Consider the following 26,850-nt stretch of genomic DNA (forward strand, 5'->3'; position numbering starts at 1 on the left):
CGACTGCGCAACAGTGAGCCCCTGGACAGGCTGCTGATGTGCGCTTGAGTGTGCTGGCCGAGTCGGTTCAACGCGGTTGCGGAGGTTCTAGCCTTTGAGGACGCCCAGCGGCACCAGGCGGGCGACCGGGTGGCCGAGGTTGTTGTGTTCGCTTGCCCGGACGACGGCGTCGACGTCCTTGTACGCCTCGGGTGCCTCCTCGGTCACGCTGTGCCAGGAGACGGGGCGCACCGCGACTCCGGCACCGGCCATTTCCTGGCGTAGTCGCCGGGTGGGCATTTCGCGGTGGGCGCGGTGGCGGCTCCAGACCCGGCCCGCGCCGTGGCAGCAGGAGTCGAAAGCCTGGTTGCCGGTGCTGCCGGTCATGACGTAAGAGGCGGTTCCCATCGTGCCGGGTACGAACACCGGCTGGCCGAACGGGCGCAGGGCGTCCGGCAGGTCGGGGTGGCCCGGTGGCAGGGCCCGGGTGGCGCCTTTGCGGTGGACGCACAGCAGCGGCCGGGCTGCTCCGTTGCCAGTATGACGTTCCAGTTTGGCGAGGTTGTGGGAGACGTCGTAGAGCAGGTCCAGCCCCTCGCCGGTGGCCTCGCGGAAGACTCCGCGGGCGGCGTCGGCCAGGAGCTGGCGGTTGGCGCGGGCGTAGTTCGCGGCCGCGGCCATCGCGCCCAGGTAGGCGCGGCCGGCGGGTGAGTCGACGGGTGCGCATGCGAGTTGCGGGTCGGGTACGTCGATGCCGTACCGGCGCATGACGGTGTCCATCGCCCGCACGTGGTCGGCGCAGATCTGGTGGCCCAGGCCGCGTGAGCCGCAGTGGATCATGACGCACACCAGGTCGGGGCGCAGGCCGAACGCCCGCGCGCACGTCTCGTCGTAGATCGCGTCGACCGCCTGGACCTCCAGGAAGTGATTGGCGGACCCCAGGCTGCCGACCTGCCCGGCGCCGCGGTCCAGTGCGCGGTCTCCGACCTGGGTGACATCGGCGTCGCCGACGGCTCCACCGTCCTCGCACCGCTCCAGGTCACGACGTACCCCGTGGCCTTGTTCGACCGCGTATCGGGCGCCGCCGCGCAGGATCTCGTGCAACTGTGCCCGGCCCGCCAGGTGCCACAGGCCGCCGCGCCCGAGCCCGCGCGGGATCAGCCCGTCCAGCCGGTCCATCAGCACGGGCAGCTTCTGCAGCAGGGTAGCGCGGTCCACGTGCGCGGTGAGCAGGCGTACCCCGCAGGAGATGTCGAAGCCCACCCCTCCCGGCGATATGACTCCGCTGTGGTCGACGTCGGTCGCGGCCACGCCGCCGATCGGGAAGCCATAGCCCCAGTGGATGTCGGGCATGGCGTACGAGGCGCGGACGATGCCCGGCAGGGTGGCCACGTTGGCCACCTGCTGAAGGGCCTGGTCTCCGGGCTCGTCGGGCAGTAGCTCGCGTGGGGCGAGGACGACGCCGGGCACGCGCATGGCGCCGGTCTGTTCTATGCGGAACCGCCAGGGCCCGTCCGCCACCAGATTGATGTCCATCTCGGTGCCGTCCCCTCGACGAGGCATCCCAGCGCCGGATGCCTGGAAGGCGCGTCACACATCCAGCGTCACCCGGCAGACCCACCCGTGCGAGTCCTGGGCCAGGTTCAGTCCGTGCAGCGCGACGGCCTTGGGCACGGCTCCGGTCTGCGTTGCCGTCGAATCATCGGCCATGGTGAATCGCACGCGCACCCCGCCCGGCTCCGGCGTCACCGCGACGTCCGTGGGCAGCTCGCCCGCAGCGTCCATGTGGTAGATGACTTCCTCGAGCACGGCGACCAGGAGCCGGCCGTCGTCCTCGGCTGACACCACGCACTCTCGGTCAATGCCGGAGGCGCCTGCTGGCAGGTCGGCAAAGCTCTCGACCACGCCCCGCACCGCTTCGACGATGCACCCCTCACGTGTCGGCGCCCACGCTTCGACCCGCAGATCACCGGTGTGCGGAAGACTCCGATGACCATGCGACGACCGCCCGGGGCCGGTATCGGCCATCCTGCCTGGACAAGTTGTTCCGAGAGTCGGCGAGACGGCCGAGAATGCACGCCGCCACCGCCGATCATGACAAGCGAGCGCGGCTTCGTCGCGTGCCGCAACGGTGTACCGCAGGTGTCGTACCACGTCCTCGTGCCGCCCTTCGGCCGGCCACCCGCACCTGTCGAGCGTGCCCATGTAGGCGCGGTGGATCAGCCCTCGATCTTGATGTGATGGGGCTTGGCTGCGTGAGCCTTGGGGACGGTGACGGTGAGGATGCCGTCGGCGAGGGCGGCGTGGACATCCTCGGCCTTCACGTCGGTGGGTAGCAGCACCCGGTACTCGAATCGCCCGGTGCGGCGCGTGGTGCGGCGCAGGACGCCTTCGCGTTCGCGTTCCTTCAGCTCCCCGGTGATGTGCAGTTCCCGTCCGCTGACCTCGACGTCGATGTCCTCGCGCTTGATGCCAGGCACTTCGCACTCGACCTTGTACGCCTCGTCGGTCTCGCTCAGGTCGGCCAGCGGCGACCAGACCATGGGCTCGGTCCAGGACGGTGCGGCGGACTCCAGGAACCGGTTCATCCGTTCGAAGAGTTCGTTGAACTCGGCGGCCATCGGCTCACGCCAGGGGTAGGCCCGCTCCACCGGGCCGCCGTGCCTGTGTCGTACGGGCAGAGTCATGCGGCTCACCTCCGCGGATGTGAACTCGAAGAGCCATCTGACTCCCCCCTCTCTCCATCATGAGCGACGTCCGCCCGGTCGGCGACCTCGCACTGGCAGGGCACGGAAGTACGGAGGCGTACCCGAGCAGTCGAAGATCAGTGCGGCAGGTCGTCCGGATGCTGTGAGGCGGCCGGCCGCTGTCGAGCGATGCACGTCCTTCGTCGCAGAGTCGCGCCTCAGGGATGACTGATCCATGGACTGTCGCCCGTATGCCGGCGCCGGGTTGAGAAGGGAAAGAAGGGAAGGGACGCATGAGCACGTCCGTGCGCGGGCGCGATTGGCGCTGGGCTGGATGTCACACCTGCCAGATGGCCCTGACCCTAGCGGTGGACGAGGCGGCCCTTCGGCGTCTGCCGCTGTATGGCATGTGAGAGGAGTGGAGTACGCCCTGATGAACTCTCCTTTGGAGATCGACGGAGCTGCCTACTCCGGATCCGGCATGATCGTTCGGGCGGCCGTGGCATACGCAGCGGTGACTGGGACTCCGGTTCGTCTGCGCCATGTTCGGGCGCGCCGACCACGTCCGGGGCTGAGACCTCAGCACCTTCGCGCGGTCGAGGCCGTACGCACGCTGGTCGACGGAACCGTCGAGGGGGCGTCGCTGGGCTCACAGGATTTGGCCTTCCGCCCTGGTCGAGACCGGCCGCGAGGCCAGTACACGTTCGACGTGGGCACATCGGGGTCGGCCACGGCGCTGTCCCTTGCGCTGCTGCCTGTCCTCGCCACCCCTCACGGGCAGCCAGTCCGTGTCCAGCTCATCGGTGGACTGTTCCAGGACCGGGCCCCTCCGTCTTTCATCTGCAGCACGTGCTTGCTCCGCTGCTCGACCGCATGGGGCTTGCGGTCACTGTCACGCTGGTCAGGCCCGGTTACGTGCCCACCGGCGGCGGTGTGCTGCAACTCGACGTTCGACGCGACGGCCCGCTCGCGCCTCTGGAGGCGGAGCGGCCCGGGCCGGCGCGGGCGGTGTGGGCAATCGCACTCGCCGCCCATCTGCAGGAACGCCGGGTGAGCCGAGGCATGGCCGACAGCGCTCGAGAGGTCTTCGCCCGGGCCGGTTACGAAGCCCGCATCGATGAGCGTGACGACACCAGCGCCCTCCAGCCGGGTGCCGGTCTCGCGCTATTTGCGGACCTGACCGGCGGGTGGCGGCTGGGGGCGGACGGCGCCGGAGCCCGCGGACGTCCGGCCGAGACGATCGGGCAGGCCACCGCGGAGCGCCTGCTGGGCGACCTAGGTACTGGTGCAGCGCCCGACCGTTTCGCCTCCGGCCAGGTCATCATGTTCACCGTGCCGGCTCCGGGCCGCAGCCGTGTACAACTGGCCGAAGTGACCGACCATGTTCGCACCGGAGTTTGGCGGACAAGCCTTTTCGGCGTGGCACGGGCCGCCCTGGACGCACGTCTTCTCGTCGTCGAGGGCGGCGGAACCTCTGGCGAGCGGTCCTGATTCAGGTGCCACCGGGTGGGGAGGTGTGCAACCGCTCTGTCCAGGCGACCCTGGCCGACCTTCAGGCAGGGCTGCCGACAAGGCTCCGCATCCTCGGGAGCCGACGGGAGAAGTCGCACCGTGCGCTCCGTCGCGGGTGGGTTCAAGCTGGAGACACATCTCCATACGGGCACTGGCTCCGCTCAAGGCCGGGCCGGCGGCGCCCGTGGTCGGAAACCTTGACACGTCACCGTGCTGTGACGTGTGTGATCACGATGTGCGAAGGCAAGGGAGAGCAATCATGCGGGTGGGAGTGCTGACCGGGGGCGGCGACTGCCCCGGTCTCAATGCGGTGATCCGAAGTGTCGTACGCAAAGGCGTACAGGAGTACGCCTGGAAGTTCGTCGGGATTGTCGACGGGTGGGGTGGTGCGGTCAAGGACGTGACCATGCCCTTGGACGTCCAGGCCGTGCGCGGCATCCTTCCACTTGGTGGCACGATTCTCGGCTCCTCTCGCACCAACCCCCTGCGGCTTGAAGACGGCATCGACCGCATCAAGAACACTCTCGGCGCGCACAGGATCGATGCTCTCGTGGTCATCGGCGGTGAGGACACGCTCAGCGTCGCAACCGCACTGTCCGATGCCGGGGTCAACCTGGTCGGCGTGCCCAAGACCATCGACAACGACGTGAGCGGCACTGATTACACCTTCGGCTTCGACACTGCCGTCAGCATCGCGACTGAGGCCATCGACCGCCTGCACACCACCGCGGAGTCCCACAAGCGCACACTTGTTGTCGAAGTGATGGGACGTCATTCCGGGTGGATCGCTCTGCATGCAGGCGTCGCCGGGGGCGCGAACGCCATCCTCATCCCGGAAGTGGAGTTCGATCTCGATCAGGTGTGCGCCTGGGTGGAGAAACGCTTTGAGATCAACTACGCGCCCATTGTCGTCGTGGCGGAGGGAGCTGTTCCCAAGGCCGGGCAGATGGTGGTCAAGGACGAGTCGCGCGATGAGTTCGGGCACGTGCGCCTGTCCGGGATCGGTGACTGGCTGGCCCGGCAGGTCGAGCACCGCACCGAGAAGGAGGCCCGCACGACGGTTCTTGGTCACGTGCAGCGTGGTGGCACGCCGAGCGCGTATGACCGGTGGCTCGCCACACGCTTCGGTCTGCACGCCGTGGACGCGGTCAAGGACGGCGACTTCGGCACGATGATGGCTCTGCGCGGCACGTGCATCACACGTATCCCGCTCGCTGACGCGACGAAGGCGACCAAGCGGGTTCCCCAAGAGCTGTACACGGAGTTCGACGTCTTCTTCGGCACCTGACGCTGCCACGTGGTGGCATCACACATGCGGAACGACGACCACCGGGCAGCGGGAGTGATGCAGGACGGCGTGGGCCACGGGGCCCAGCCGCCGCTCAGCCGCCCGCGGGCTCGAGCGCCGACCCAGGACGAGCAGGTCGGCCCGTTGGGAGGCGTGCACCAGGGCGTAGGCCGGATGGAGGAGAACGACATCAGGCAGCACCGGGACTCCCGCATACTTGTCCTGCCAGCCTTGGAGCACGTCGGACAGGCGTTGGACTTCCTCGTCCTCCCACGCCGCCCGGTCTTCTTCTGGCACTCCGTGCGCACTCCAAGGAGCGGGGCCGGAGAGGGACCACGCGTACAGGGCACGCAACCGAGCGCCACGGATCTGAGCGGCGCTGAACGCGAAGTCCAGAGGTGGCCCGGCCGCGTGCCACACGTCGGCGCCCACGCACACCTCGGCATCGTGTGCTGCCGCGGCCGGGTTCCCGGGCACGATCGCGACGGCGCAGGAGGCGGTGCTCGCCGTCGCCAGCGCCGTCGAGCCCACGGCGAGGCCGTCGAACCCGCCTTCCCCCCGAGCCCCGACGACAAGGAGTTCGGCCGTCTCGGAAACCGAGAGCAACGCGGCCGCGGCCGCATCGGCAATCTGTACGCCGCTCATCGCCACGCGGGGATACCGACTGGCAAGGTCGGTCTTCGCGCGCTGGAGCAGTTCCTCGCCGGTCTGCTGCCATGTCAAGGCAACGGGCTCATCGGTGGAGTCACGGGCGGGGGCGGGCGCGGCGTGCACGAGACGCAGCTGGAGGTCTCGAAGAGCTGCCTCCCTGGCGGCCCACTCGGCCGCGACGAGACTTTCTCGGGATCCGTCGATCCCGACTACGACAGAGCGGGTCATGCTGTACTCCTTCCCGGCGCTGCCTCGTGACCATTGTGAACGTGGAACTGCGGTAATACCCCCCGAGACGGCCGTGCTGCCCAGGGAGGGAAGGCGACTCAAGGGGTCCAGGACACCGAGAAGCCTGGCTTGATGCGGGCCGTGCCGCAGCGACCGAGTCTCCGAACGGCGTCGACCGACAGCGAAGACGCAGGGTTGAGGGGCACGCACTTCGGTCCAACGACGGCGTCCTGGACGCCGCCTTTGGTCCCGTACACGGTGCCAAACGGCCCTGCCGGATATTTCCCCCGGGCCTCTCCGGTTCTGGTTGGCGACGGTGGGGCCGCGCTGCTGCTGCCGGTGGTGACATTGCTCCTGACCGCACCGGTCCCCGGCTCGGCCTGTCCGGGGTGCTGGTGGTCCACTTGCTCGCTGCTGTGGGTGCCGCCCTGGTGGGCGGGCTGGTTCCGGCGCTGGCCGCGGCCCTCGCGGCGGCACTGCTCGCCGACTACTACTTCACCGCGCCCCTTCACTTGCTGCGCGTCGAGCATGGCGCGGACGCCCTCGCTCTGGCGGGCTGCGTCATCGCCGCCGTCTTGGTGGGCGCGGTCGCCGACGCAGCCGCCCGGCGCACCCGGCAAGCCGTACGCGCGACGTGGGAGGCGCGGATGCGAGCTGGCTGGCGACCGCCATGATGCACGGCCAGGATCTGCCGAGCGGACCAGTATCCGCCGCAAAGATCGTTAAGTGCCGCGGCGGCGGGGCCCGGGTGCGGGCGCGTTCTCCGCGCACCAGGAGGCTCCGCTGGCTTGCGTGGTGTCAGCCGACGTGCGGTAGCACGACCGTACCGCGCAGCTGGCGTGGTGCAGGACGGCGTGCGTGACGGCCCCAGTCGGCCCTCGCCGCCGCCCCGGTCGGCGCGGCGGCCCACGACCAGCAGGTCGGCTCCCCGGGACGTATGCAGGAGCGCCTCCGCGGGATGGAGCAGGACGACATCCGCGCGGACCGTGACCTCCGGGTACTTCTCCTGCCGGGTGCGCAGGGCGTCGGACAACCGCAGGACCTCCTGGTCCTTCCAGGTGGTGCGGTTCTCCTCGGTCACGAACAGAGCCCGGGGCGACACGGCCTCGGCGGGAAAGGCCCATGCCTGCACCACCCGGAGCACCGCTCCGCGCGTACCGGCCGCCCCGAACGCGAAGTCCGCCACCTCGTCGACCGGGCGATGCGCGTCGAAACCCACCACGTCCTGAGGGACGGTGCCCGCCGGGCGCGTGTCATTCCCGAAACCCCCGGGCCGCCGTCCGGACACCACTACGACGGGGCAGTCGGCCGCAGCCGCCACCCGCAGGGCCACCGAGCCGACCGCGAGGCCGTCTAAGCCGCCCGAGCCCCGTGCCCGACCAAGAGCAGCCCGGCATCGCACGCCGCGGACAGGAGCGCCTCGGCCCGGTCCTTGGGCGCTCTGCTCGTCGTGCACCCGCAGATCCGGGTAGCGGGCACCGAGGCCGTCGATCACCCCCTTGGACGATGCGTTCGCCCACGCGGCGCAGCGTTTCCCCGGCCTGGTGGGGAACCGCATCGCCCGGAAGCGGTGGGGCGGCGTGCACGAGACGCAGAGGAACACATCGCAGCCTCGCCTCCCGTGCCGCCACTCGGCCGCGGCCAGGCTGTGGTCGGATCCGTCGACGCCCGCCAACACGGGGTGACTCATCGTGTCCTCCTTCGCCCGCCGGGCCCGTTCCCGCTGTTCCAGGGCGGGGCCCGCCAAAGTCCCGGCAGACGAGACGTTCGCGCGCTCGTGGGCCGTTCGGCCTCGACGAAGGACCCGACCGGCTCTGCGGGGTGGCCGCCCCAGGCGAATGATGGACAGGGAACCCGCGACGCGGCCGCACGGACTGTGGCACGTCCTGCTGCCCGCATGTGTGCGGCAGCCTCCATCGGCATTCCACAGGACAGGAGAGGCGGAGACCATGACCGACATCCAAGGGCTGCTGGGCGACGAGGCCAAGGACCTGCTGACTTACTCCGCCCAGGGGATCCCGGGGGAGGACCTGGTACTGCCCGGCCCCGACTTCGTCGACCGGGTCGTGGCTGGCACCGACCGCTCGCCCCGGGTGCTGCGCAACCTGCAGTCACTCTTCGACCACGGTCGGCTGGCCGGCACCGGATACGTGTCGATCCTGCCGGTCGACCAGGGAATCGAGCACTCCGCGGCATCGGCGTTCGCCCCGAACCCCCGCTACCTGGACCCCGCGAACATCGTCGAACTCGCCGTCGACGGCGGCTGCAACGCGGTGGCCAGCACACTCGGTGTGCTCGGCGCCGTGTCGCGGCGCTACGCGCACCGAATCCCTTTCATCGTCAAGCTCAACCACAACGAGCTGCTGACCTACCCGAACCACTACGACCAGATCCTGTTCGGGGATGTCCAGCAGTGCTTCGACCTCGGCGCGGTAGGCGTCGGCGCCACGGTCTACTTCGGCTCGGAACAGTCGGACCGCCAGCTGCGTGAGGCCAGCGAGGTCTTCGCCCAGGCCCATGAACTGGGCATGTTCACAGTGCTGTGGTGCTATCTGCGCAACTCGGCCTTTAAGAAGGACGGCGTGGACTACGCGGTGTCCGCCGACCTCACCGGCCAGGCCAATCATCTCGGCGTGACGATCGAGGCCGACATCGTCAAACAGAAACAGGCGGAGAACAACGGTGGCTACCGCGCGCTGGGCTTCGGCAAGACCCACCCGCTGCTGTACGACAGGCTCACCACCGACCACCCGATCGACCTCACGCGCTGGCAGGTCGCCAACTGCTACATGGGCCGCGTCGGCCTGATCAACAGCGGCGGCGCCTCGGCCGGCCAGGGGGACCTGGCCCAGGCGGTACGGACCGCGGTGATCAACAAGCGGGCCGGCGGCACGGGCCTCATCACCGGGCGCAAAGCCTTCCAGCGCCCCACCGCCGAGGGCATCGAGCTCCTGCACGCCGTCCAGGACGTCTACCTCGACGAGAGTGTGACCGTCGCCTGACGGGGGCGTGGCCGGACGCCCGGCACCCCGCCGATGTCGGTCCCGGGCGTCTCGGTGTGCCTCAGACCGGCGTCACCTCACCGATGCGGACGGGGCATCCGGCGGGCTGTTCGGCCCAGGCAATGCCTACGCTCACGGCGGAGCCGCTGTTGCCTGCGGCGGAGAGGCGACAGGTTGTACAGGCCCTCGGGAAACAGGCGGCAACACCGAACGAGATGGCCCGAGCACTACGGCTGACAGCCTGACCAGGGCAAACGGATGCTCCGGTGGTTGCAGTCCTGGTTGCATTCACCCTCGTCCGGACCGTCCACCGCCGTGCCGGCGAACCATTTCGTCGCAGGTCAGAACGACCCCGAGCTACACCGAACCCCCGGACGAACATTTGTGCGGAGAACGGCTGCCACATCAACCCGCGTCGGCGGGGTTACGGTCGGGCGGATTCGCGGCCCAGGCGACGGCGTCGTCGAGTTCGTCGTATCCGAACCGCCGGACTTCGGCTTGGACGAAGTGGTTTGCGAAGTGAGGAACGAGTTCGGCGAGCTTGCTGTCGGCGGCCAGGGCGACCCTCCTGACCTTGCGATGATGGTCGCGGACGAAACGTACATGCCGGAGCAGGCTTCCGATGTTCTCCCATCCCGGGAAGGCGCGAGCGTGCACCACGACGCCGGCCAGTGCGTCGTGGGTTTCGAGCCAGCTGTCGGCGGTCTGTGCCAGTGCGTCGAAGTCTTGGGCGCGCAGGGGCTGTTCGACCTCGACCACGAGCACGTTGGACTCGGGCAGGAGCTGGTGGGACACGCCGGGCCCTTCGGGCAGTGAGGCGAGCCAGCGCAGGGCCTCTTCGCGATCCTGAAGGCCGAAAACGCGTACCGGACAAGGCATCAGGAAACTCGAGAGCCGGGTCGACGCCCGGATCCAGCTGATGTCGCTGACGACCGCGCATCCCTCGAACAGGCGCATGGCGCCGATCCCGATCTTGAGGTCCTCCCACCCGGCTGCCGGGGTGAACGACTGGAATTCCGGGCCGATCTCCGAAAGGATCCGGATGCGGCGGCCTTCTCTGCGGGCTTCGTCGACGAGCGGCTCGATCACCGCTTTGTAGTCGTCCTTCGACACTGTGCCGATCGCCTTGACCGCGTCGACCCCTGAGGGCACGTCTCGGGCTCTCTCAAGCATGAGGATCCTCTCTCGACGCCGGTGCGATGTGGAGGCCGGCCGACGACGGAGACGGGCGGAGAAGATGACACACCCGCATGACCGCGGCTACCCCCGCCACCGGATTCGACTCATATCGGAGCTTTCCCTGCCGTCCCATCATGGCAAGATGCCAAGATCTCCGCGACCGCGCTCTCTTTGCTCGCCCGGCCCGGCAGTTGTCAGTCGGTCCGAGGGCGCGAGGGCGTTGAAACCGGCGTCGGTGAAGGGAGCGGAGATCGTCAGCCGGGTTCGGCGGATGGTCGCCCGAGCCGCTTACAAAGGCGTTCGGCCCCGCAGCGGACAGGGCGGGATTCCCAATTCCGAGAACGAGCGCCGTGGGGCAGATGCAGGGCGGGGTCAGGCCCGTCCATACAGCCGGTCGAGGTCAACGAGTATTACCTGCCCCTGCGCTTCGGCGGCGCGTAGGGCCGGGCTGAAGCCGGCGCCGCTGAAGCAAGCCGGCCGGGTGTGGGTGACATCCTCGCCGCGGTCGGAGACGAGGTCGAGGAGCCTCCGGAGGCGTTCCACATGGTCCAGATCCATGACCCCGTCCCACCGGGCCAGGCCCACCGACAGCAGAGAGCCGTTGCGCATGCCGCCGTGGCCGCGAACGACCACTTCCGCCGCCAGGTCCGTACCGCCGGGGTGCGTGGGGTCGGGCACTGACCCGTGGGCCACCGACCTGGGACGCGCGCTGAAGGCGTTCGGGTCGGCGAAGTGGAGGGCCCAGTCACGGCAGATCTGAGCGAAGTGGGACCGGGCCACCATGGAATCGAAGCCCGGACGGGCGTGCTTCCAGACCGTGACGGGGTCCTGCTGTGCCAGGGCGGACCGATGGGGTCGCACGGCCGCGTGTTCGAAGGCCAGCAATGGCTCGGCGACGCGGAGCCTGACGAGGCTGGGCCGGAATGCGTCGGCGTCGCCGTGCAGCAGCCTGTGCTCCCGCAGCAGTCCGAGACAACGCGCGGTGTCGGTCAGAGGCGCGCCGAGGCAGTCCGCGACCTGCCCCTGGGTCGAGCACCCGGTGGCCACGGCGGAGAGGGCGGAGTGGCACAGGGCGCGGTCCTTGTGGTCGATCTCCTCCTGCAGCAGGTGGTATGCCTCGCGGAACAGGGGCTTTCCGGGGTTGAGCACGCTCCTGCACACCCAGGCGTCGAAGTCCTCCCGCCCGGCGGGTGTGTCGTCCTGGACGTAGTCGCGCCGGTAGGCGGGGGTGCCGCCGACGACGGCGTGGACGAGCACGGCGAGGCCGGTGTCGTCGAAGCCCCAGAACCGTGCCGCTTGCCGGTAGTCGAGCGGGTGCACGGTGAGGTGCAGATCGCTCAGTTCGTGCAGCGGGGAGGCTGTGCTGAAGAGCCGGTGCATGAGGGGCAGGTAGCTGCCGCTGAGCAGGAGACGGGCCTGGCCGGGGCGTCCGCCGTCGTGGCGCCGGTAGGCGCTGTGCAGGATGGAGGGAAGCGAGGGGCTCTGCCGCACCAGGTCGGGAAACTCGTCGATGACGATGGGCGTCGGACGTTTGTCTCCCAGTGCCAGGAGGTCGTCGATGGCGTCCTCCCAGCCGTGCCAGTGAGGTGGGGGAGAGGCCTTCGTGTATCGGGCGAACTCGTCGGCGAGCTGGCTCAGCGACTCGCTCTGCGTCCCTTGCTGAGCCCCGAAGTAGAAGCCTCCCAGGGACCTGGTAAGGGCCTCCAACAGGTAGGTCTTGCCTTGTCGAAGCCGCCCGCTGACGAGCCCGAGGCGGGCCTCGGGCCGGCTGTCACAGGCGAAAGTGACGAGTGCCTGCCACTCGGCGTCCCGGTCGAAGACCTTGTGTGGCTTGTCCGGGAGAGGGATGTCGGACGACGCCACGGCCATTCCCCTCGTTCGGCGGTGCTTCCGTTTCCAGTACAACGCCGGATGCCTGGCCTCGCGACACGCGGCCTGGCTGGTGACAGATGAGCACGCCGAGCTGAGCTCGGCCCTGCGGCGGCCTGCGGCCGAGCGAGGGGGCATCGGGGCCATGGCGTCGCCGCGTTTCGCACCCGCCGGTCTGCTGCTGGTGTACGACGGCTGACTTCGCGGAAGCATCCGGCTGGAACCGCCCCCCTGCCCAGCTCGACATGGTGGCCGAGACGGACCAGCTCGTGGGCCCTCTCTACTACCGCGTGCTGGTGACAGACGAGCCCATCGGCGACGAATTCACCGACGGTCTCGTCGACGCGTTCCTCTGTCGGCATGGGCTGACGACGCGGATGAGGCCCTGAATGACCGTGCCCAGCCGGGGCGCGTCGCCCCCGGCCCATCGTGACCTTCAGGATGCCGACCCAACCGTACGGACCGTTGCCGGCTCGCCACTCCCGGCCGGCGTCTTCTTCGCCATGGAGCTGATCCTGGTCACGTTCTCGGCGGAGGCGTTCGGTGCGCCGGTGCTGGCCAGCGTCACGCCGAGCATCTTCGGACGGGCCGCGTTCGGCGACGTCGCCTTCCTGAACCTGCCGGACTTCCGCATCGACGACCTCAACCTCTCCCGGCTGATGCGGGGGAGCACGGCCGGTGTACCAGGCGGGCGGCGAGCTTGGACAGGCTCCAGGTGGCGAAGGCGGTCAGGCCCCAGTCGGCGGGGGACGTCCGGGCGATCAGGCAGATGTGCTCACGCACCCGCTCACTGATTGCCTTTGGGCGTCCCCCCATTTTGGGTCCAGCGCGTCGAACCCTCGCTCGTTGAAGGCGTGGATGACATCGCGGACGTAGTCCTCGCTGACCTGCGTCAGCGAGGTGATGTCCTTGACCGTCCGGCCCTGGGCGGAGATCAGCACCACGATCGCCCGCCGCCGCACCGGATCTTTGGCGGTCCGGATGATCCGCTGCAGCGTGCGGCGCTCCTTCATGCTGACCGGCCGGACGTGCACCCGGTCGATGCCCCGCGACCAACTCCAAGATCAGGTCCTGGAGTCGGTCTGCTCGCCGTCCCGCAGCACGTCGATTACGCAGCCAATGATGCGAGCCGAGCCGCTAGCTGGTGGGGACGGTGTCCGTGAACGTGGTGCCTGCTGTGCGGTAGGCGTTCACTTTGGCGGATACCTGAGCCGGGGTCAGGGCCTGGTCCTTGACGTGGAGGACGTAGTCGACCTGTTCGTCGTAGGCGCGGGCGGTGGTGCCGGTCTGGCCCGTGAGGTCGATCAGCCACTGGTTGAAGTTGATCGACATGGGTCGTTCGGGCAGGTAGGCGGCGTCGTGGGTGCCGAAGAGCTGTCCGTCGATGTAGTACTTGATGCTGCTGTTGTCGATGGTCAGCTGCAGATCGTGCCAGCCGTCGTAGCTCTGCCGGGACTCGGTGTGCTGGTTGACGGCCTGCCAGGGGTCGGGGTTGTAGGTCTCCCAGGACGTCGTGTAGAGGATGTCGGAGGGCTCGCCCCAGCCGCCGTTGGGAAGGTACTCGAAGTCGTATTCGGAGTAGTCGTCCGCCATGGGCGCCGTGAGGTCGTTGATGGTGAAGAAGGTCTGCACGAGGTGGTCCCCGTCAGGCCCGGACACCGGCGCGCCGGCGAACTTCACCCGGGCGGCGTAGGTGCCGTTCTTGAACTTCGTCGCCTTGGTGAGGATTTCGGTCTGCTTGGTGCTCTCCGCCGTCCCCGCCGTCGAAGTCCGCAGGTTCATCACGGAGTTGCCGCCGGTGGTGGCGAAGGTGACGTTCTCCGGAGACCAGGTCGCGCCGGGCACGCCGGGCCCGCCGGCATTGGAACGCACGGTCCAGCCGTTCGCCGAGATCTTCGGGTCGCTGGAACTGGTGTAGTTGAAGTCGTCGAACAGGCTCCGTCCGTCGGCAGGAGGGTCGGTCGGCGGATCGGTGGGGGGATCGGTCGGGTCGTTGTCCCCGGGCGCCGTGCCCCATACCGTGCTGCCGGACAACTGGGCAGTGACCTTTGGCCAGTTCGCGTACGCCGTCTGGGAGGCTCCGAAGGAGTAGTCGTCGCTCTGGTTGAGCGGCTGCCAGTCCGAGCGGTAGAAGCGCAGTTGCATGTCCCCGGTGTCGGAGCCGGGAGCAAGGCTGCCCGCGCCGGAGGTGAAGCCTATGTCGAGATAGCGGTCGGCGGTGGCGGTGGGGTTGGCCAGCGTGCCGAAGGTGCCGGTGACGTTGGCACACCCCTTCACCGCCCAGGAGCAGGCGAAGCGGTAGCCGGCGCTGCTGGAGTCGGCTTTGAAGTAGTAGCGCACCTTGACGCTGGAGAGCTGGATGGTGGTGATGCCGGTGTTCTTGACCATGAACCAGGGTTCGGCCTGGTCCGCCGTCGCGCCGGTGGAGCTGGTGCGGTACTGGACGGTCACAGGCTCGCCGACGGCGCTGGCCGTGCCGGACAGAGCGACGAGACCGGCAGTCCCGGCGGCCGTCGCTGCGGCCGTGGCGACGGCGACGCGCCATCCGGTGGGGGCAGTTCTGGGCTTCATGGGGGATCCTTCCGGAGCGGGCTGATCTGCAGCGTGTTCCGTGCGGAGCAGGAATGTGCTGTGGTGCGGCTCGCGGGTGGCGACAGAGCGCGTCGAGGCGCGCACCGTGCCCCTGCAGGTGCCTCGTGGCCGGTGCGAACAGGACGCGCAGCAACTGCTCCGCGGGTCCGGTGCCCTCGCCCACGCTCAGGCAGGTGCCGACGTTGAAGGCGAAGCGGCCAAGTCGTGAGGGGGCCTTCGCAGGGTGGGGCACGGGCGAGGCGTGCGGCGGGCTCACACCTGTCTCCAGAGGTCGCGTGGGGGAGCGAGGGAGCTGTCAGCCCCGGGCTGGGCCGACGGTGAAACCAGGGGTGACGCGGTGCCGGGGGAGGGGCCCGGCGTGTGCGCGGAGGGCAGAGGCTCCTGTGGAGGCATCGCAGCGCGCTCCAACCGCGGACGTGGCGGTCACCACCCCTGCGGGTGTGCCTGCGAGCATGCGGAGCTTCACGGTCACCCCCGGTGGGAAGGCACCTGGAGACTTGTCCAGTTGGGTAACTGGTCAGGTTACCTCTTGCTGGTCGTTGAAGGTGGCATAGACCAACCGAGGCGTCAACCCCCAATGCCATACTGCTTTTTGAGATGGTCCGCATTCCAGGGCCTGCCCGCATGAGACGCGAAGTGGTTACACTGGACCTGACCAGTACGAGGTCGGTGGTAAGGGCCAGGAACGGTGCCGGGAGCGAACGGGCACGGTGGGGCGGGGATGGCGACATGAACGCAGAGGAATCGGGAGCCGTCCTGAAGCGCGAACGCGTCAGAGACCACATCCTCGAACTGATCGAATCCCTCAACCCGGGTGACGCCATCCCGTCCGAGCGCTCCCTGTGCGCCGCCCTGCACGTCTCCCGGCCAACACTGCGGGCAGCCGCCGGAGAACTCGTCGCAGCGGGTCTGCTGGTGCGCGAACACGGCCGTGGGATGTTCGTGGCACCCGAGAAGATCACACAGGAACTCATCTCCGACCACCACGCAGCCGTCCTCCCACGGGCATCCGGCACCTGGTCGAGCCGATTGCTGGAATTCACCACCATTGCGGCCGGCGCCCGCGTGGGACGCAAACTGCACGTGTCACCCGCCGCCGACATCGTGTACGTGGCCCGGCTACGACTCGTCGACAGCGCCCCCATGGCTATCGAGCACCTGCACATCCCCGCAGCCCTCGTGCCCGCACTCACCGCCGAGGAACTCGAAGCCGGAGATCTCTACGAACACCTCCGCGACCGCCACGGAGTCCAGGTCAGCGAAGCCACCCAGACGATCGAACCCACCGTCGTCAGCCAGGCCGAAGCCAGACTCCTCACCATCCCGCACCTGTCGCCCGCCCTGCTCTTCGAACGCCTCACCAGCGACACGGACAAACGGCCCGTCGAATACGTCCACTCCGTCTACCGCGGCGACCGCTACCGCATCGTCTCCCGCCTGTCCCTGGGATCGGCCGCCACCCACGAGCCCACACCATCCACCGGCCACATACCGGGAATACCGCCAGGAGCTCTGAACGAGCACACAGCCATCGCCCTCACCGCCCAAGGCACCGTCCACCCCGCCCGCTGGCCCGCGGATCCGGCCAGACGCACCTCAAGGTCATGAGGCTTCGCCCCCGAAGGGTGTGCCCCATATCTTCGGTCGCGGTGCGGCGCGGCTCCAGCAACTCACCGGCCGGCAGCCTCATGCGTGGTCGGTAATCACCTGCTCGTTGGCGCCGGCCGACACGCACGCGACCGCTTCCCTCTCTGGCAGGGCCTGTCGCGGCGGGTTCAGGGCGTCTCGGTCGCGCACCGCGCCTTCCTGGCGGCCGCCGTCCTGCCGCCCGCTGAACACGAGGAGTTACCGCTTTTCGCAGATGCTGGGCCGTCGCTGGAGACGACTCGGGCCGGGCGGCACGCGAAGCGCCTGTTCGAGACCGTCCACGAGCACACCGGCGCGGGCCGCAGCATCAGCGCGATCCCTGTGAACTCGGCTTGAACCGGCGCACCGTGCACAAGTACGCCCGCGCCACCGGCCGGCAGGAGGTGGTCCGTCGTCCCCGGTTGCACCCACCCACGGCCCTTGCGTCCTACCGCTGGCCGCCAAGGGTTACCGCGGGCACTACCAACGCGTCGAAGTCGCCGTCGCGTCCTGGCGTGAGACGAACGGCACGCCGGCCCCGCAGACACGTGCACCCTCACCCCTCCAGGTCGCCCGATGGATCATCACTCCGCCCGAACGTCGGCACCTGGACGCCCAGGAACGGCTCCGCCTGCTGTTCGCTCACTGTCCGGAACTGGCTGACATCCACGAACTGGTGCGCGAGTTCGCCGCCATGCTCGACCAGCACGACGCCATTGAACTGCCTGGCTGGCTCGAAAAGCTCGCCACCTTCGGACATCCCACCCTGGCGGGCCTGGCGAAGGGGATCCAGCCGCGGGTTGCCGTCAGCCGGCGCACGAGAATGCCGTTGATCACCCCTGCGGTGACCCTTCCGCCGTCTCTCGTTTCGCATGCCCGGAAAGATGGTCGGACACCGCCCGGAGCGGGGCCGCCGGTGCGTCTCACATTGCTGGCTCCAGGCGATGTCAACTGTTGGCGCACCAGGGGCACCGACGGCGGGACTACAGGGCGGCGATGACGTCGGCAGAGGTCATCGGCAGCGAAAACATCGGGAAGTCGTAGGAGATGGCGTTGTCGTGCTCCTCCTGCGAGACGGCGGCGACGCAGTCGGTCAGGGTGATCACTCGGAAGCCGTGCTCGTAACCCGTGCGCATGGTCGACTCCACGCAGCAGTTGGTGAGGAAGCCGCCGAGGATGATCGTGTCGATGCCCTTGCTGCGAAGGATGAAGTCGAGGTTCGTGCTGGCGAAGGTGTCGAGCCCGCGCTTGCCCTCGATGACGATGTCCCCGTTCACCGGAGTCAGCTCGTCGACGATGGCCGCGCCCCACGTGCCCTTCACGAACGCCTTCCCGTCCACCACGCCTTTGAGGATTCCGTAGGGGTGTCGGGTCAGCTCGCCGTAGCCTTCCGCGAACGTGATGGGCGCGTGCATGATCGGCACTCCGGCCCGCCGGGCGGTGTCGACCACGGCGACGGTGTTGGCAAGCATGCCGGTGCGCTGCATGACGTCGGCGACCGCCCCGTGCAGCACGCCGCCGTCGCTGGTGAACTCGTTCTGGTACTCGATGAGCACGATTGCGGTCTTGGCCGGGTCGAGCTCGAGCTTGTCGGTCATGGCGCCACCTGATTTCCGCGTCTTCGAGGCTAGGGGCCTCTGTGTCCTGAGGCACAGCGAGGAGCACGATAGCTGCTTGTCCGACAAACAGACAAGAAGCTATCGTGTGCCGTATGACGATCTCGCCGGTATCGCGCGTGCCCCTGAGTCTGGACGTGGCTCAGCGCCTGCGGGCGGCCATCCTCGACGGCACCTTCCCCGCCGAGACCGAGCTGCCCACGGAGACCGAACTCGCCCAGTCCTTCGGTGTCGGGCGGTCCACCATCCGCGAAGCGCTCCGGGTGTTGCAGGCGCACGGCCTGATCAGCGGCGCGGATACCGTCTCCACCGCGCGTCCGCGCGTCACCCACGAGCGCACGGCGGGCGCGGCGGGCCTGGCGTTGAGTACCGCGTTGCAGGTCGGCGCGATCCCGCTGGGGGACCTGGTGGCGCTTCGCATGCTGCTGGAGGCGCAGGCGATACGGCAGACCACCTCCGTGCCCGATGCGGCTAGGGCCTGCCTGGCGACCATGGCGGCAGCGGTGGAGAACACCGACATCCATACCTTCCACGCAGCTGACGTGGACTTCCACGTGCAACTCGCCTATGCCGGCGGTAATCAGGCGGTGGGGTTCGTCATCGGCGTGCTGCGCGACTGCATCGCCGGCTACCTGCTCGACGCGCTCGCCGCGGTGGCCGATCGGGGCACGGTGCTCGCGCGTCTGCTGGCCGAACACCAGGCGATCGTCGACGCGCTGGACGCAGGCGATTCCGACCGAGCCGCCGAGCTGGTCGTGGCTCACGTCCGCGGTTTCTACGAGCCGGAGACACCATGACCGAGGTTGTCGCGGACGTCGCCGCCGCCCTGGCCGCCGCGCTCCCGGGCCGGGTGGTCACCGACCGGAACGCGATGGAGGCCTACCGGCGTGACCAATGCCTGTTGGCTCCCGCGGGGCGCCCGGCGGCGGTGGTATGTGCCCGCTCGACCGATGACGTGATCGCCGCACTGTGCACAGCCGGCGACCATCGCGCCCCGGTGGTGACCCGGGGGGCTGGCACCGGGTTGGCCGGCGCGGCCAATGCGATCGACGGCTGCGTCGTACTCTCGCTCGCCGCGATGGACCGGATCCTGGCCCTTGACGTGGCCGGCCGGACGGCAACCGTCGAGCCGGGCGTGGTCACCGGCGATCTCGACGCCCGCGCCCGCGAGCACGGCCTGTGGTATCCGCCGGACCCCGGCAGCAAGGCGATCTCCACCATCGGCGGCAACCTGTCGACCAACGCAGGCGGCATGTGCTGCGCCAAGTATGGGGTCACCGCGGACCATGTCGCCGCGCTGACGGCCGTGCTCGCCGATGGCCGTGTGATCCGTACCGGTCCGCCGACCCGCAAGAACGTCACCGGGCTCGACCTCACCCGGCTCCTCGTCGGCTCCGAAGGCACCCTAGCGGTGATCGTGGACGCCACCGTGCGACTGCGACCGCTCCCGACGGCGACGGCGACCGCAGTGGCCGTGTTCCCGACACCCCAACAGGCAGTCGACACCGTGCTGCAGATCGCGACGGTCGCCGACCCAGCGGTGGTGGAGCTCATGGACCGCACCTGCATTCGCGCCGTCAATCGCCTGACACGTATGGGGTTGGACGAGTCGGCCGGGGCGCTCCTGCTCATCCAGTGCGACGGGCCGTCCGCCGATCAGGAAGCCGTCACCTGTGCCAGGCTGGCTGAGGCCGGCGGTGCCACCGAGGTGCTGCACACCGCCGACCCGACGGAAGGTGAGATGTTCATGCAGGCCAGACGAACGGTGTACCCGGCGCTGGAGAGACTGGGCACCACGCTGCTCGACGACGTCGGCGTCGCGGTCCAGGACCTTCCCCGTTTGCTTGGCGCGATCGAGCGAACTGCCGCCGACCACGGCGTGCTGGTCGGCACCTTCGGCCACGCCGCCGACGGCAATTTGCATCCGACCATCGTCTACGACGCCACCGACCGTGACGCCGCTGATCGTGCCGGTGCCGCGTTCGACGACATCGTGGCCGCCGCGCTCGCGCTCGGCGGCACGATCACCGGCGAGCACGGCGTGGGCTCGCTCAAGACGCGCCACCTCGACGCACAACTCGGTCCTACCGAGCGGGAGCTGATGACGGGCATCAAGGCCGTCTTCGACCCCGAGGGCATCCTCAACCCGGGTCGCGCGTATTAGGGGTCATTCAAACGAACGCCCCTGTCTCACGTTCGGTGGCGACGGACCAGTGCCGGTGTCCTCGTTGCCGTCCGTGCACACGCATGCTGGTGTAGCCCACGCACGGCTGCGGCCACACGATTCGGGAGCAGGTGCCCGGGGTGCTTGAGCGGTACCAGGGTGCACTGTTCGCCCGACCCAGTCACGACAGCCGTGTCAAAGGCCGGTCCGGACGCTGTGACTGCCGAGCCGCAGGCGGTTGCGGATCTGGTCGGCCCTCCCGGAGACCGGTCTGGGCGGTACCGCTTGGGCAGCCTGCAGTATCCGAAGCTTCGAGATTGTGATCGGCGGCCGGAGACGGTGAGGTGGTGGGGCGTGGACTCGTCGTCATGGAGCGTCGGTCTGTTGAGTGGGCTCAAGCCGTCGCCTCGGGTTCCTTGTGTGCCTACTACTTCCACGACGGACCCGGCGACACCTCGCCGGCCCTCACCGTCGGCCATGCCGCCGACCTTGCCGAGCGGACAAGGTACACAGTGCGCCCGGAGGCCCGGAGCGCCGCTGCTGTGCTCGTCAGCGCCCTCGACGGCCTCGCCACTGTGTTCGAGCAGTGGTTCCTGCACACCGGGGGCACGCTGCAGCAGGTCCTGGCCACCTACACCCGCGACCACGCAGCCCCTGAGGGAGCCGGGGGAGGAGTCGGTCCAGGGCTCGCATTCGTCGATGCCGGTGGTCAGTCGGCCCTGTTCCGAGGTCAGAACGGGCCATGAAGACTGCCCAGCCTGTCGGTCAGGCGTAGGTTCTCGGAGTAGTCGACCGGGCAGGCGATCACGGAGACCGTGTCGTCGTCCAAGGCGCGGCGCAGCACGGGCAGCAGTTGGTCGGCGGTCTCGATCCTGTAGCCGCGCGCGTCGAAGCTTTCGGCGTGGGCGACCAGGTCCGGGTTGGTGAACCGGGTGTGGCTGTGACGGCCGAGTTCGAGTTCCATCTTCCAGGTGATCAGGCCGTATTCCTCGTCCACCAGGACGAGGACGACCAGTGGCATGCGTTCGCGGACAGCGGTCTCCAGTTCCTGGGAGTTCATCAGGAACGAGCCGTCGCCCATCATTGCGAGCACTCGCCGGTCCGGTCGCGCGAGCTTGGCGGCGATGGCGCCCGGCAGTGCGAAACCCATGGTGGACAGACCGTTGGAGACCAGGCAGGGTGTCCGGCTCGTAGGTGGGGTACAGGCGCGCCATCCACATCTTCCCTGCGCCGGTGTCCGCGAGCACGATGTCGTGGCGGCGCAGTCGACGGGGGCTGTCCGGGGCTTTGCCGCGGACAGCCCCCGCGTGATGCGAGGGTGTGCTGCCTCCCTCAGTGACAGCTGGTGGTGCCACTGTCGCTGTAGGTCTTGCCGGCCTCGGGCACGAACTGCCAGTCGTAGCTGTTGGCGTGCAGGGTGAACTTGAGCACGCCATAGGTGTCACTGTTGCGGGCTTCGCTGTTGGGCCGGATGGTACCGAAGCTGTAGTGGCTGGCGCCGCCCATGCCGGCGACGAAGTGCCGGATACCGCGGGTGGTGTCGAGCCGACCGCTGGGGTTCATGGGAGCGAACCGCTCGTACTGGTGGTTGTGGCCGGCCACGATCACGTCGGCGTTGTTGTCGTACAGCGCCTGGACGAGAGGTCCGGTCGAGGTGTCGGGAGCGTGGTTGGCGCCCGAGGTGAACCGCGGCTTGTGCCAGTAGGCGAGGGTGCACGGCTTGGCGCCGGCGGCCAGGTCCGAGCGCAGCCACTGCTCCTGCGGGGAGCCGACGGCCATGTTGACCTCGGAGTTCAGCGAATCCACATGCCAGTTGCCGAGGTCGTAGGAGTAGTAGCCCCGACCGGACGGGCCGGCGTTGGCGCCGAAGTAGTTGTAATAGCCGGTGGCGCCGGAGGTGTTGTAGTCGTGGTTGCCCGGTGCCGGCCTGGTGCGGGCCTTGTGCCGGCCCCACGTCGGGTCGTAGTAGGTGGCGAACTCCGTGGCGGTGCCGCTGTCGTAGACGTTGTCCCCGGCGGTGAACACGGTGCCGGGGATGCTGTCCAGCAGGTTGGCGGTCGCGCTGTCGCCCGTGCCGGAGTTGGAGATGTCGCCGACGCCGACCAGCACCGGTCGCCCGAGGGCGGCGGGGTGGTGCAGGTGGTGATCACCACCTGCGGGGCGTCGGCGCCGCTCTCCCGCGAGTCGTAGTAGGCGCCGTCGTTGTTGGGGGAGGTTGCGCCGATGCTGAACGTACCGTTGTCGGTCACCAGCGAGGTCACGTCGATCTCGTACCAGGTGTCCCTGACGACCGAGCCGAGTGTGCCCAGGGTGTTGCCGTCGACGGCGGGCTTGTTGTTCCAGGTCGTGCCGGTCTCCGACCACATGGTGTTGGTCATCGCCTTGAACGTGCCGCCATTGTTGCTGCCGTTGTTGCCGCTGATGGTGCGGATGCGCAGCTTGGCGCTGGTCACCGGATCGGTGACGCCGCTGGCGGTGAACTTCAGGAACGACTGCCGGACCGGCGAGTTGTCGACCACGAACTGGGGCGAGGCGCCGTAGTTGGTGGACGGAGTGCTGCCCTGTACGTAGGTGTCGGCGACCGGCGTGAACGTAGTCGTGGCTGCAGTGGCCGTGGGAGCGGTCGTGAGCAGGGCCGCGACGGCGGCGGTCGTCAGCGCGACCGCTCCACTCGCGGTGCGGCACGTCACTCGAGTAGGCGGTCGGTGCGCGCGGATGGCGGTGGCCGCCCAGGCTCCGCCATCCGCGCCGGAAGATGTGGTGCGTCAGCTGACGGTGAAGCTGCCCTTCATGCCCTTGTCGGCGTGGTCGGCGATGCCGCACTTGTAGGTGTACGTGCCGGGCTTGGCCAGGGTGATGACGGCCTCTCCGGTGGTTCCGGGCTTGACCGGGCTGACCTCGCCGACTTCCCTGCCGTCGGGGCCGAAGATCTCCAGCTCGTGCTCGGTTGTGCCCTGATTCTCCAGCTTGAACTCGATCTTCTCGCCGGCCTTGGCGGTGAGGGTGTCCAGTCCTTCGAGCTGGTGCTCCTTGGCTTCGACCTCGACCTCGCGGTCGTATGCCTCCTCTTCGGCCTCTGTGTTCGCCTTGGCGCCCTCGACGGTGATCTTCTGGCGGATGCCGTCGCCCGTCTGGCCGGGCTTGCAGGCAATCTCGTACGTGCCGCCGCCCAGCTCGACCTGCATGTCGCGGGAGGTACCGGGACCGATGTTCTCGACCTCGCTGACGATGCGGTCGTAGGCGCCGTCGTGCTTGCCGTAGACGTAGACCTCGGTCGCCTTGTCGCCCTTGTTGGTGACGGCGAAGGCGATCTTGCCGGTCTTCAGCTCCGTCTTGGCGACCTTGCAGGCGGTGTCAGTGGCGGTGATGGCCACCTTGTCGCTTGCGGAGCCACTGGAGTTGTTGCCGCCGCAGGCGGCGAGGAGGGGGAGGGCGAGGACGGCGGTGACCAGGATGGGGAGCGTGCGAGACGTGCGCATAGGTGATCTCCGAACGAGCGGTGGGGCGGGAAAGGGTGCTGCGTGGGGAGTCAGCGGTCGGCCGGAGCACCGGCAGGGGCCGGGGTGTTGCTCCGGCCAGGGAGGAAGAACACGGTCATCACCGGGAGGATGTAGGCGAGCCAGGCGGCAACCTCGTACCAGGTGGAGGCTGGGCTGAAGTTGACCGTGCCCTTGAGCAGGGTGCCGTACCAACCGTCGGGTGGAACGGCGCTTGAGACGTCGAAGGCGATGTTGTTCAGCCCTGGCAGGACGCCTGCCTCCTGCAGGTCGTGGACGCCGTAGGAGAAGACCCCGGCAGCGACGACGACCAGGGCGGCACCGGTCCAGGTGAAGAACCTGGCGAGGTTGATCTTCACGGCGCCGCGGTAGAAGAGGTAGCCCAGGACGACGGCGCTGACCAGGCCGAGACCAGCGCCGAGAAGGGGGGCAGTGCTCTGGCCGGTGGCTTGTACGGCGGTCCAGATGAAAAGGGCTGTCTCGAGCCCCTCCCGGCCGACCGCGATGAACGACGTGAGGACCAGGGCCAGGGTGCCCATTGCGAGGGCGGCGTCGAGCCTGCCCTGCAGTTCGGCCTTCAGGTGCCGTGCAGTGCGGCGCATCCAGAAGACCATCCAGGTGACAAAGCCGACCGCGACGATCGACAGGCTGCCACCGAAAGCCTCCTGGGCCTCGAAGGACAACTGGGAGGAGGAGAAGGTGAGCACGGCACCGAAGGCGAGACTGAGGGTCACGGCGGCTAGCACGCCGGCCCACAGAGGCGCGAGCCTGTCACGGTGGTCACTCTTGACCAGGTAGGCGACCAGGATGCCCACGACGAGGGATGCTTCGAGTCCCTCGCGCAGGCCGATGAGGTAGTTGGCGAACACAGCGCGGACAGTAAATGAGGTAAGCCTTACCTATCAAGTTTCTGTGCGTCAGAATCTCGGTGAGGTCACGACGCGGTCACTCTGTCCACGGAGGAGTTCGCCGCCGACCGGCACGCGTCCGTGAACCCGCAAAGACCCACCTCAAGATCATCGGGTGCGGCGCCGGGCGGGCTCATACGGATGCGATGGACTGCAAGGGGCAAGGCGACTGCCAGGACATGGCTGCCGCGACCTGGCCGCCGCCGCGGATGTCGATTTCCTCGGGATTGAGCGAGTCCTAGGGCCGGCGACTCATGACGGCCGCGGTGCCCGTCGAACTTCGCCGTCCCACCGCTGCGATGGCGGTGCCTTCGAGTTGCTCGGCCTCGCGCCACATCTGCACCGCCACCCGCGTCAGCGTGTGCCGGTGCGTGTCGAGGCCCCATGCGCTGGACGGGGTAGCGGGACCCCGGAGCCTCGCGCGGGCGCACCACAGCCGACCGCGGAGTGCCCCACTCCCCTCCATCCAGGCCCGACCGACCGCATCCGGTCTCACCCCCTCGGGGAGATACTGCCGCATGCGAATGCCGAAGCCGCGACGTGACGGGCGCGCGGTCGGCAGGGAGGGGAAAACGATCATGCAGACCAACGACGTGCAGTTGATTCGGGCCTTCACCGCAGTTACGGGGGGACGCAGTCAGGACACCAGCCCGAACGAGGTCGCCGGGATCCAGCAGGCCAACTTCGACCTCATCATCGAAGGGGAAGCGGGGGACGCCGTCGGAGACGCGGAGATGGCCTACACGCTGTACCTCAGCGCGGCGTCAACGTCGGGCGGCGTCACGGCGTTCGCGCGGCAACGGCTGGCGGAGAGGGTGGCCGATGGCAGCTTCGGGTGGTCCGTCACCCCCACGAAGAACGATGGCTACCTTCTGCGCCGCGTTATCACCGTGAACGCCAGCGACTTCCCCGAGGGAGACGTGTACCAATTCACGATCACCCTCAGGACCAAGAACGGCATCCTCACCACAACGAAGAGCGACGAGTTCGTGACGATCTGAGCTGACAAAGGCAGCCGCCCCTGCGCCCGCTCACCAGGCGCGGGGCGGCCAGTCTTAGAGGTCCTAACAAAGGCGTTGCACGTGCCGGTAGGTGATCAGGCAGGTGGCGAGGCCGAGGAAGGCCTCGTGGATGTCGTCGCGTCGTTCCCATCGGATGCGCAGGCGGCGGAAGCCGTGCAGCCAGGCGATCGTTCTCTCGACGACATATCGGAAGATGCCCAGGCCAGAGCCGTGGGGCTGGCCTCGTTCGGCGATAACCGGGCGGATGCCTCGCTCCCACAACAGGCGTCGGTACTTGTCGTGGTCGTAGCCGCGGTCGGCAAGTAGGGCATCCGGCCTGCGCCGTGGTCGGCCCACGACCCCGGGCACCGCAGGGACCTTGTCGAGCAGGGGCAGCAGCTGTGTGACGTCGTTGCGGTTGCCGCCGGTCAGCGACACCGCGAGCGGGATGCCCTGGCCGTCGACAAGGACGTGGTGCTTGCTGCCCGGGCGTGCGCGGTCGACCGGGCTGGGAACGCTTTTGGGCCCTGCGAGCCGCCCGTACGTGGGAGGAGTCGATCACCGCCCGGGACCAGTCCAGCTTCTTCGCCGACCGTAGCTTCTTCAGCAGCAGCACATGCAGTTGGTCCCACACTCAGGCCTCGTTCCACGCGGCCAGGCGCCGCCAGCAGGTCATGCCCGAGCCGAAGCCCAGTTCCTGGGGCAGGTACTCCCATTGGATACCGGTGTGCAGCACGAACAGGATCCCGCACAATGCCTGTCGGTCCGGTATCCGCGGCCGGCCCTCGACCAGCTTTGGCCCCGGCTCGGGCAGCAACGGCTCTATCAGCGACCAGAGTTCGTCCGACACGATCCACGGCCGCGACTGTCTCTTCCCCACGGCCAGACCAACGAGCGAACAGGCCAACAGTCACATGATCAACCACTTCTGTTAGGGCCTCTAAGCGCAATGCCGTGACTCTGCTGGTGATGTTGGTAAGTCGCTGACGGCTGGCGGTGTGCGGTGCTTGGCTGGGAGTGTGCGGGGGTGGCGTCGTCGGTGGAGGTGGTC

Annotated in this window: 24 protein-coding genes and 4 pseudogenes; 11 read left to right on the forward strand and 17 right to left on the reverse strand. The window is 68.6% G+C overall.

All coding sequences use genetic code 11. The annotated features are described in order from the left end of the window. Nucleotides 1-87 precede the first annotated feature (87 nt). The 3 genes from ACZ4EG_RS33300 to ACZ4EG_RS33310 all read right to left on the reverse strand — a co-directional run bounded on the left by ACZ4EG_RS33300 (nucleotide 88) and on the right by ACZ4EG_RS33310 (nucleotide 2,666). Nucleotides 88-1,515 (reverse strand): RtcB family protein, encoded by a 1,428-nt coding sequence (locus ACZ4EG_RS33300; protein WP_453552831.1) that lies wholly within the window; start codon nucleotides 1,513-1,515, stop codon nucleotides 88-90. Nucleotides 1,516-1,569: 54 nt separating this feature from the next. Further along, a complete protein-coding gene (locus ACZ4EG_RS33305; RefSeq protein ID WP_467793275.1) occupies nucleotides 1,570-2,007 on the reverse strand; it encodes an archease in 438 nt (145 codons plus the stop codon). 191 nt (nucleotides 2,008-2,198) lie between these two features. Continuing rightward, nucleotides 2,199-2,666 carry an Hsp20/alpha crystallin family protein gene (locus tag ACZ4EG_RS33310; protein WP_467793276.1) on the reverse strand — a complete coding sequence of 156 codons (468 nt, stop codon included), beginning with the start codon at nucleotides 2,664-2,666 and terminating at the stop codon, nucleotides 2,199-2,201. 481 nt (nucleotides 2,667-3,147) lie between these two features. Here ACZ4EG_RS33310 and ACZ4EG_RS33315 point away from each other — a divergent pair. Both ACZ4EG_RS33315 and ACZ4EG_RS33320 read left to right on the forward strand, forming a co-directional pair. Further along, a pseudogene (locus tag ACZ4EG_RS33315) lies at nucleotides 3,148-4,157 on the forward strand (RNA 3'-terminal phosphate cyclase). 280 nt (nucleotides 4,158-4,437) lie between these two features. Next, nucleotides 4,438-5,466: a 6-phosphofructokinase gene (locus tag ACZ4EG_RS33320; protein WP_453552825.1), complete on the forward strand. Its 1,029-nt coding sequence runs from the start codon at nucleotides 4,438-4,440 to the stop codon at nucleotides 5,464-5,466. Between the two features lie 18 nt (nucleotides 5,467-5,484). Here ACZ4EG_RS33320 and ACZ4EG_RS33325 read toward each other — a convergent pair whose 3' ends face one another. Next, nucleotides 5,485-6,345, reverse strand: a complete 861-nt coding sequence (locus ACZ4EG_RS33325) for a universal stress protein (RefSeq protein ID WP_467793277.1) — start codon at nucleotides 6,343-6,345, stop codon at nucleotides 5,485-5,487. Nucleotides 6,346-6,725: 380 nt separating this feature from the next. On the opposite strand from ACZ4EG_RS33325, the gene ACZ4EG_RS33330 reads away from it, so the two are divergent. Beyond that, nucleotides 6,726-7,019: a DUF4118 domain-containing protein gene (locus ACZ4EG_RS33330; RefSeq protein ID WP_467793301.1), complete on the forward strand. Its 294-nt coding sequence runs from the start codon at nucleotides 6,726-6,728 to the stop codon at nucleotides 7,017-7,019. A gap of 254 nt (nucleotides 7,020-7,273) precedes the next feature. Here the strand turns inward: ACZ4EG_RS33330 and ACZ4EG_RS33335 are convergent. Beyond that, a pseudogene (locus tag ACZ4EG_RS33335) lies at nucleotides 7,274-8,305 on the reverse strand (universal stress protein); the annotation flags it as partial. Here ACZ4EG_RS33335 and ACZ4EG_RS33340 point away from each other — a divergent pair. After that, complete coding sequence (locus ACZ4EG_RS33340; RefSeq protein ID WP_467793278.1) at nucleotides 8,295-9,347, forward strand: class I fructose-bisphosphate aldolase; 1,053 nt, start codon at nucleotides 8,295-8,297, stop codon at nucleotides 9,345-9,347. The pseudogene ACZ4EG_RS33335 and the gene ACZ4EG_RS33340 sit on opposite strands and share 11 nt — an antisense overlap. Nucleotides 9,348-9,752: 405 nt before the next feature. On the opposite strand, the gene ACZ4EG_RS33345 is transcribed toward ACZ4EG_RS33340, so the two are convergent. Next, entirely contained in the window at nucleotides 9,753-10,520 is a 768-nt protein-coding gene (locus ACZ4EG_RS33345; protein ID WP_467793279.1) for a SpoIIAA family protein, read from the reverse strand. A 378-nt stretch (nucleotides 10,521-10,898) separates the two neighbouring features. After that, on the reverse strand, nucleotides 10,899-12,389 hold the full coding sequence (locus ACZ4EG_RS33350; protein ID WP_467793280.1) for an AAA family ATPase: 1,491 nt from the start codon (nucleotides 12,387-12,389) through the stop codon (nucleotides 10,899-10,901). Here ACZ4EG_RS33350 and ACZ4EG_RS33355 point away from each other — a divergent pair. Further along, nucleotides 12,373-12,594: a hypothetical protein gene (locus ACZ4EG_RS33355; protein WP_467793281.1), complete on the forward strand. Its 222-nt coding sequence runs from the start codon at nucleotides 12,373-12,375 to the stop codon at nucleotides 12,592-12,594. The genes ACZ4EG_RS33350 and ACZ4EG_RS33355 overlap by 17 nt on opposite strands. A gap of 46 nt (nucleotides 12,595-12,640) precedes the next feature. After that, nucleotides 12,641-12,784, forward strand: a complete 144-nt coding sequence (locus ACZ4EG_RS33360; protein WP_467793282.1) for a hypothetical protein — start codon at nucleotides 12,641-12,643, stop codon at nucleotides 12,782-12,784. Nucleotides 12,785-13,156: 372 nt separating this feature from the next. Here ACZ4EG_RS33360 and ACZ4EG_RS33365 read toward each other — a convergent pair whose 3' ends face one another. Next, entirely contained in the window at nucleotides 13,157-13,408 is a 252-nt protein-coding gene (locus tag ACZ4EG_RS33365) for a helix-turn-helix domain-containing protein (protein ID WP_453552815.1), read from the reverse strand. A gap of 124 nt (nucleotides 13,409-13,532) precedes the next feature. Continuing rightward, complete coding sequence (locus ACZ4EG_RS33370) at nucleotides 13,533-14,966, reverse strand: cellulose binding domain-containing protein (protein ID WP_467793283.1); 1,434 nt, start codon at nucleotides 14,964-14,966, stop codon at nucleotides 13,533-13,535. A 750-nt stretch (nucleotides 14,967-15,716) separates the two neighbouring features. Between ACZ4EG_RS33370 and ACZ4EG_RS33375 the strand changes: the two genes are divergently transcribed. After that, nucleotides 15,717-16,595, forward strand: a complete 879-nt coding sequence (locus tag ACZ4EG_RS33375; protein ID WP_467793284.1) for a GntR family transcriptional regulator — start codon at nucleotides 15,717-15,719, stop codon at nucleotides 16,593-16,595. Between the two features lie 574 nt (nucleotides 16,596-17,169). On the opposite strand, the gene ACZ4EG_RS33380 is transcribed toward ACZ4EG_RS33375, so the two are convergent. Next, nucleotides 17,170-17,373 carry a hypothetical protein gene (locus ACZ4EG_RS33380; protein ID WP_467793285.1) on the reverse strand — a complete coding sequence of 68 codons (204 nt, stop codon included), beginning with the start codon at nucleotides 17,371-17,373 and terminating at the stop codon, nucleotides 17,170-17,172. Nucleotides 17,374-17,596: 223 nt separating this feature from the next. Beyond that, a complete protein-coding gene (locus ACZ4EG_RS33385; RefSeq protein ID WP_390707677.1) occupies nucleotides 17,597-18,211 on the reverse strand; it encodes a cysteine hydrolase family protein in 615 nt (204 codons plus the stop codon). A gap of 113 nt (nucleotides 18,212-18,324) precedes the next feature. Between ACZ4EG_RS33385 and ACZ4EG_RS33390 the strand changes: the two genes are divergently transcribed. The 3 genes from ACZ4EG_RS33390 (at nucleotide 18,325) to ACZ4EG_RS33400 (ending at nucleotide 21,139) form a co-directional block, all read left to right on the forward strand. Further along, complete coding sequence (locus ACZ4EG_RS33390; protein ID WP_467793286.1) at nucleotides 18,325-19,026, forward strand: FadR/GntR family transcriptional regulator; 702 nt, start codon at nucleotides 18,325-18,327, stop codon at nucleotides 19,024-19,026. Nucleotides 19,027-19,100: 74 nt separating this feature from the next. Continuing rightward, the gene (locus ACZ4EG_RS33395) at nucleotides 19,101-20,393 is read left to right on the forward strand and encodes an FAD-binding oxidoreductase (RefSeq protein WP_467793302.1); all 1,293 of its coding nucleotides are present in this window, start codon (nucleotides 19,101-19,103) and stop codon (nucleotides 20,391-20,393) included. A 368-nt stretch (nucleotides 20,394-20,761) separates the two neighbouring features. Further along, entirely contained in the window at nucleotides 20,762-21,139 is a 378-nt protein-coding gene (locus ACZ4EG_RS33400) for a hypothetical protein (protein ID WP_467793287.1), read from the forward strand. On the opposite strand, the gene ACZ4EG_RS33405 is transcribed toward ACZ4EG_RS33400, so the two are convergent. From ACZ4EG_RS33405 to efeU, 5 genes and pseudogenes are all read right to left on the reverse strand, one after another. Then, nucleotides 21,124-21,543, reverse strand: a complete 420-nt coding sequence (locus tag ACZ4EG_RS33405; protein ID WP_467793288.1) for a thiamine pyrophosphate-dependent enzyme — start codon at nucleotides 21,541-21,543, stop codon at nucleotides 21,124-21,126. The genes ACZ4EG_RS33400 and ACZ4EG_RS33405 overlap by 16 nt on opposite strands. A gap of 182 nt (nucleotides 21,544-21,725) precedes the next feature. Beyond that, entirely contained in the window at nucleotides 21,726-22,502 is a 777-nt protein-coding gene (locus tag ACZ4EG_RS33410) for a metallophosphoesterase family protein (protein ID WP_467793289.1), read from the reverse strand. An 89-nt stretch (nucleotides 22,503-22,591) separates the two neighbouring features. Beyond that, a pseudogene (locus ACZ4EG_RS33415) lies at nucleotides 22,592-23,083 on the reverse strand (CBM96 family carbohydrate-binding protein); the annotation flags it as partial. Nucleotides 23,084-23,158: 75 nt separating this feature from the next. Further along, on the reverse strand, nucleotides 23,159-23,872 hold the full coding sequence (locus ACZ4EG_RS33420; RefSeq protein WP_453552797.1) for a cupredoxin domain-containing protein: 714 nt from the start codon (nucleotides 23,870-23,872) through the stop codon (nucleotides 23,159-23,161). 50 nt (nucleotides 23,873-23,922) lie between these two features. Then, on the reverse strand, nucleotides 23,923-24,759 hold the full coding sequence (efeU, locus tag ACZ4EG_RS33425) for an iron uptake transporter permease EfeU (RefSeq protein ID WP_467793290.1): 837 nt from the start codon (nucleotides 24,757-24,759) through the stop codon (nucleotides 23,923-23,925). Nucleotides 24,760-25,376: 617 nt separating this feature from the next. On the opposite strand from efeU, the gene ACZ4EG_RS33430 reads away from it, so the two are divergent. Beyond that, the gene (locus tag ACZ4EG_RS33430; protein ID WP_467793291.1) at nucleotides 25,377-25,799 is read left to right on the forward strand and encodes a hypothetical protein; all 423 of its coding nucleotides are present in this window, start codon (nucleotides 25,377-25,379) and stop codon (nucleotides 25,797-25,799) included. Between the two features lie 63 nt (nucleotides 25,800-25,862). On the opposite strand, the pseudogene ACZ4EG_RS33435 reads toward ACZ4EG_RS33430, so the two are convergent. Continuing rightward, nucleotides 25,863-26,679, reverse strand: a pseudogene (locus ACZ4EG_RS33435) (IS5 family transposase). Nucleotides 26,680-26,850 lie beyond the last annotated feature (171 nt).

The sequence above is a fragment of the Streptomyces sp. NPDC025638 genome (assembly GCF_055558775.1).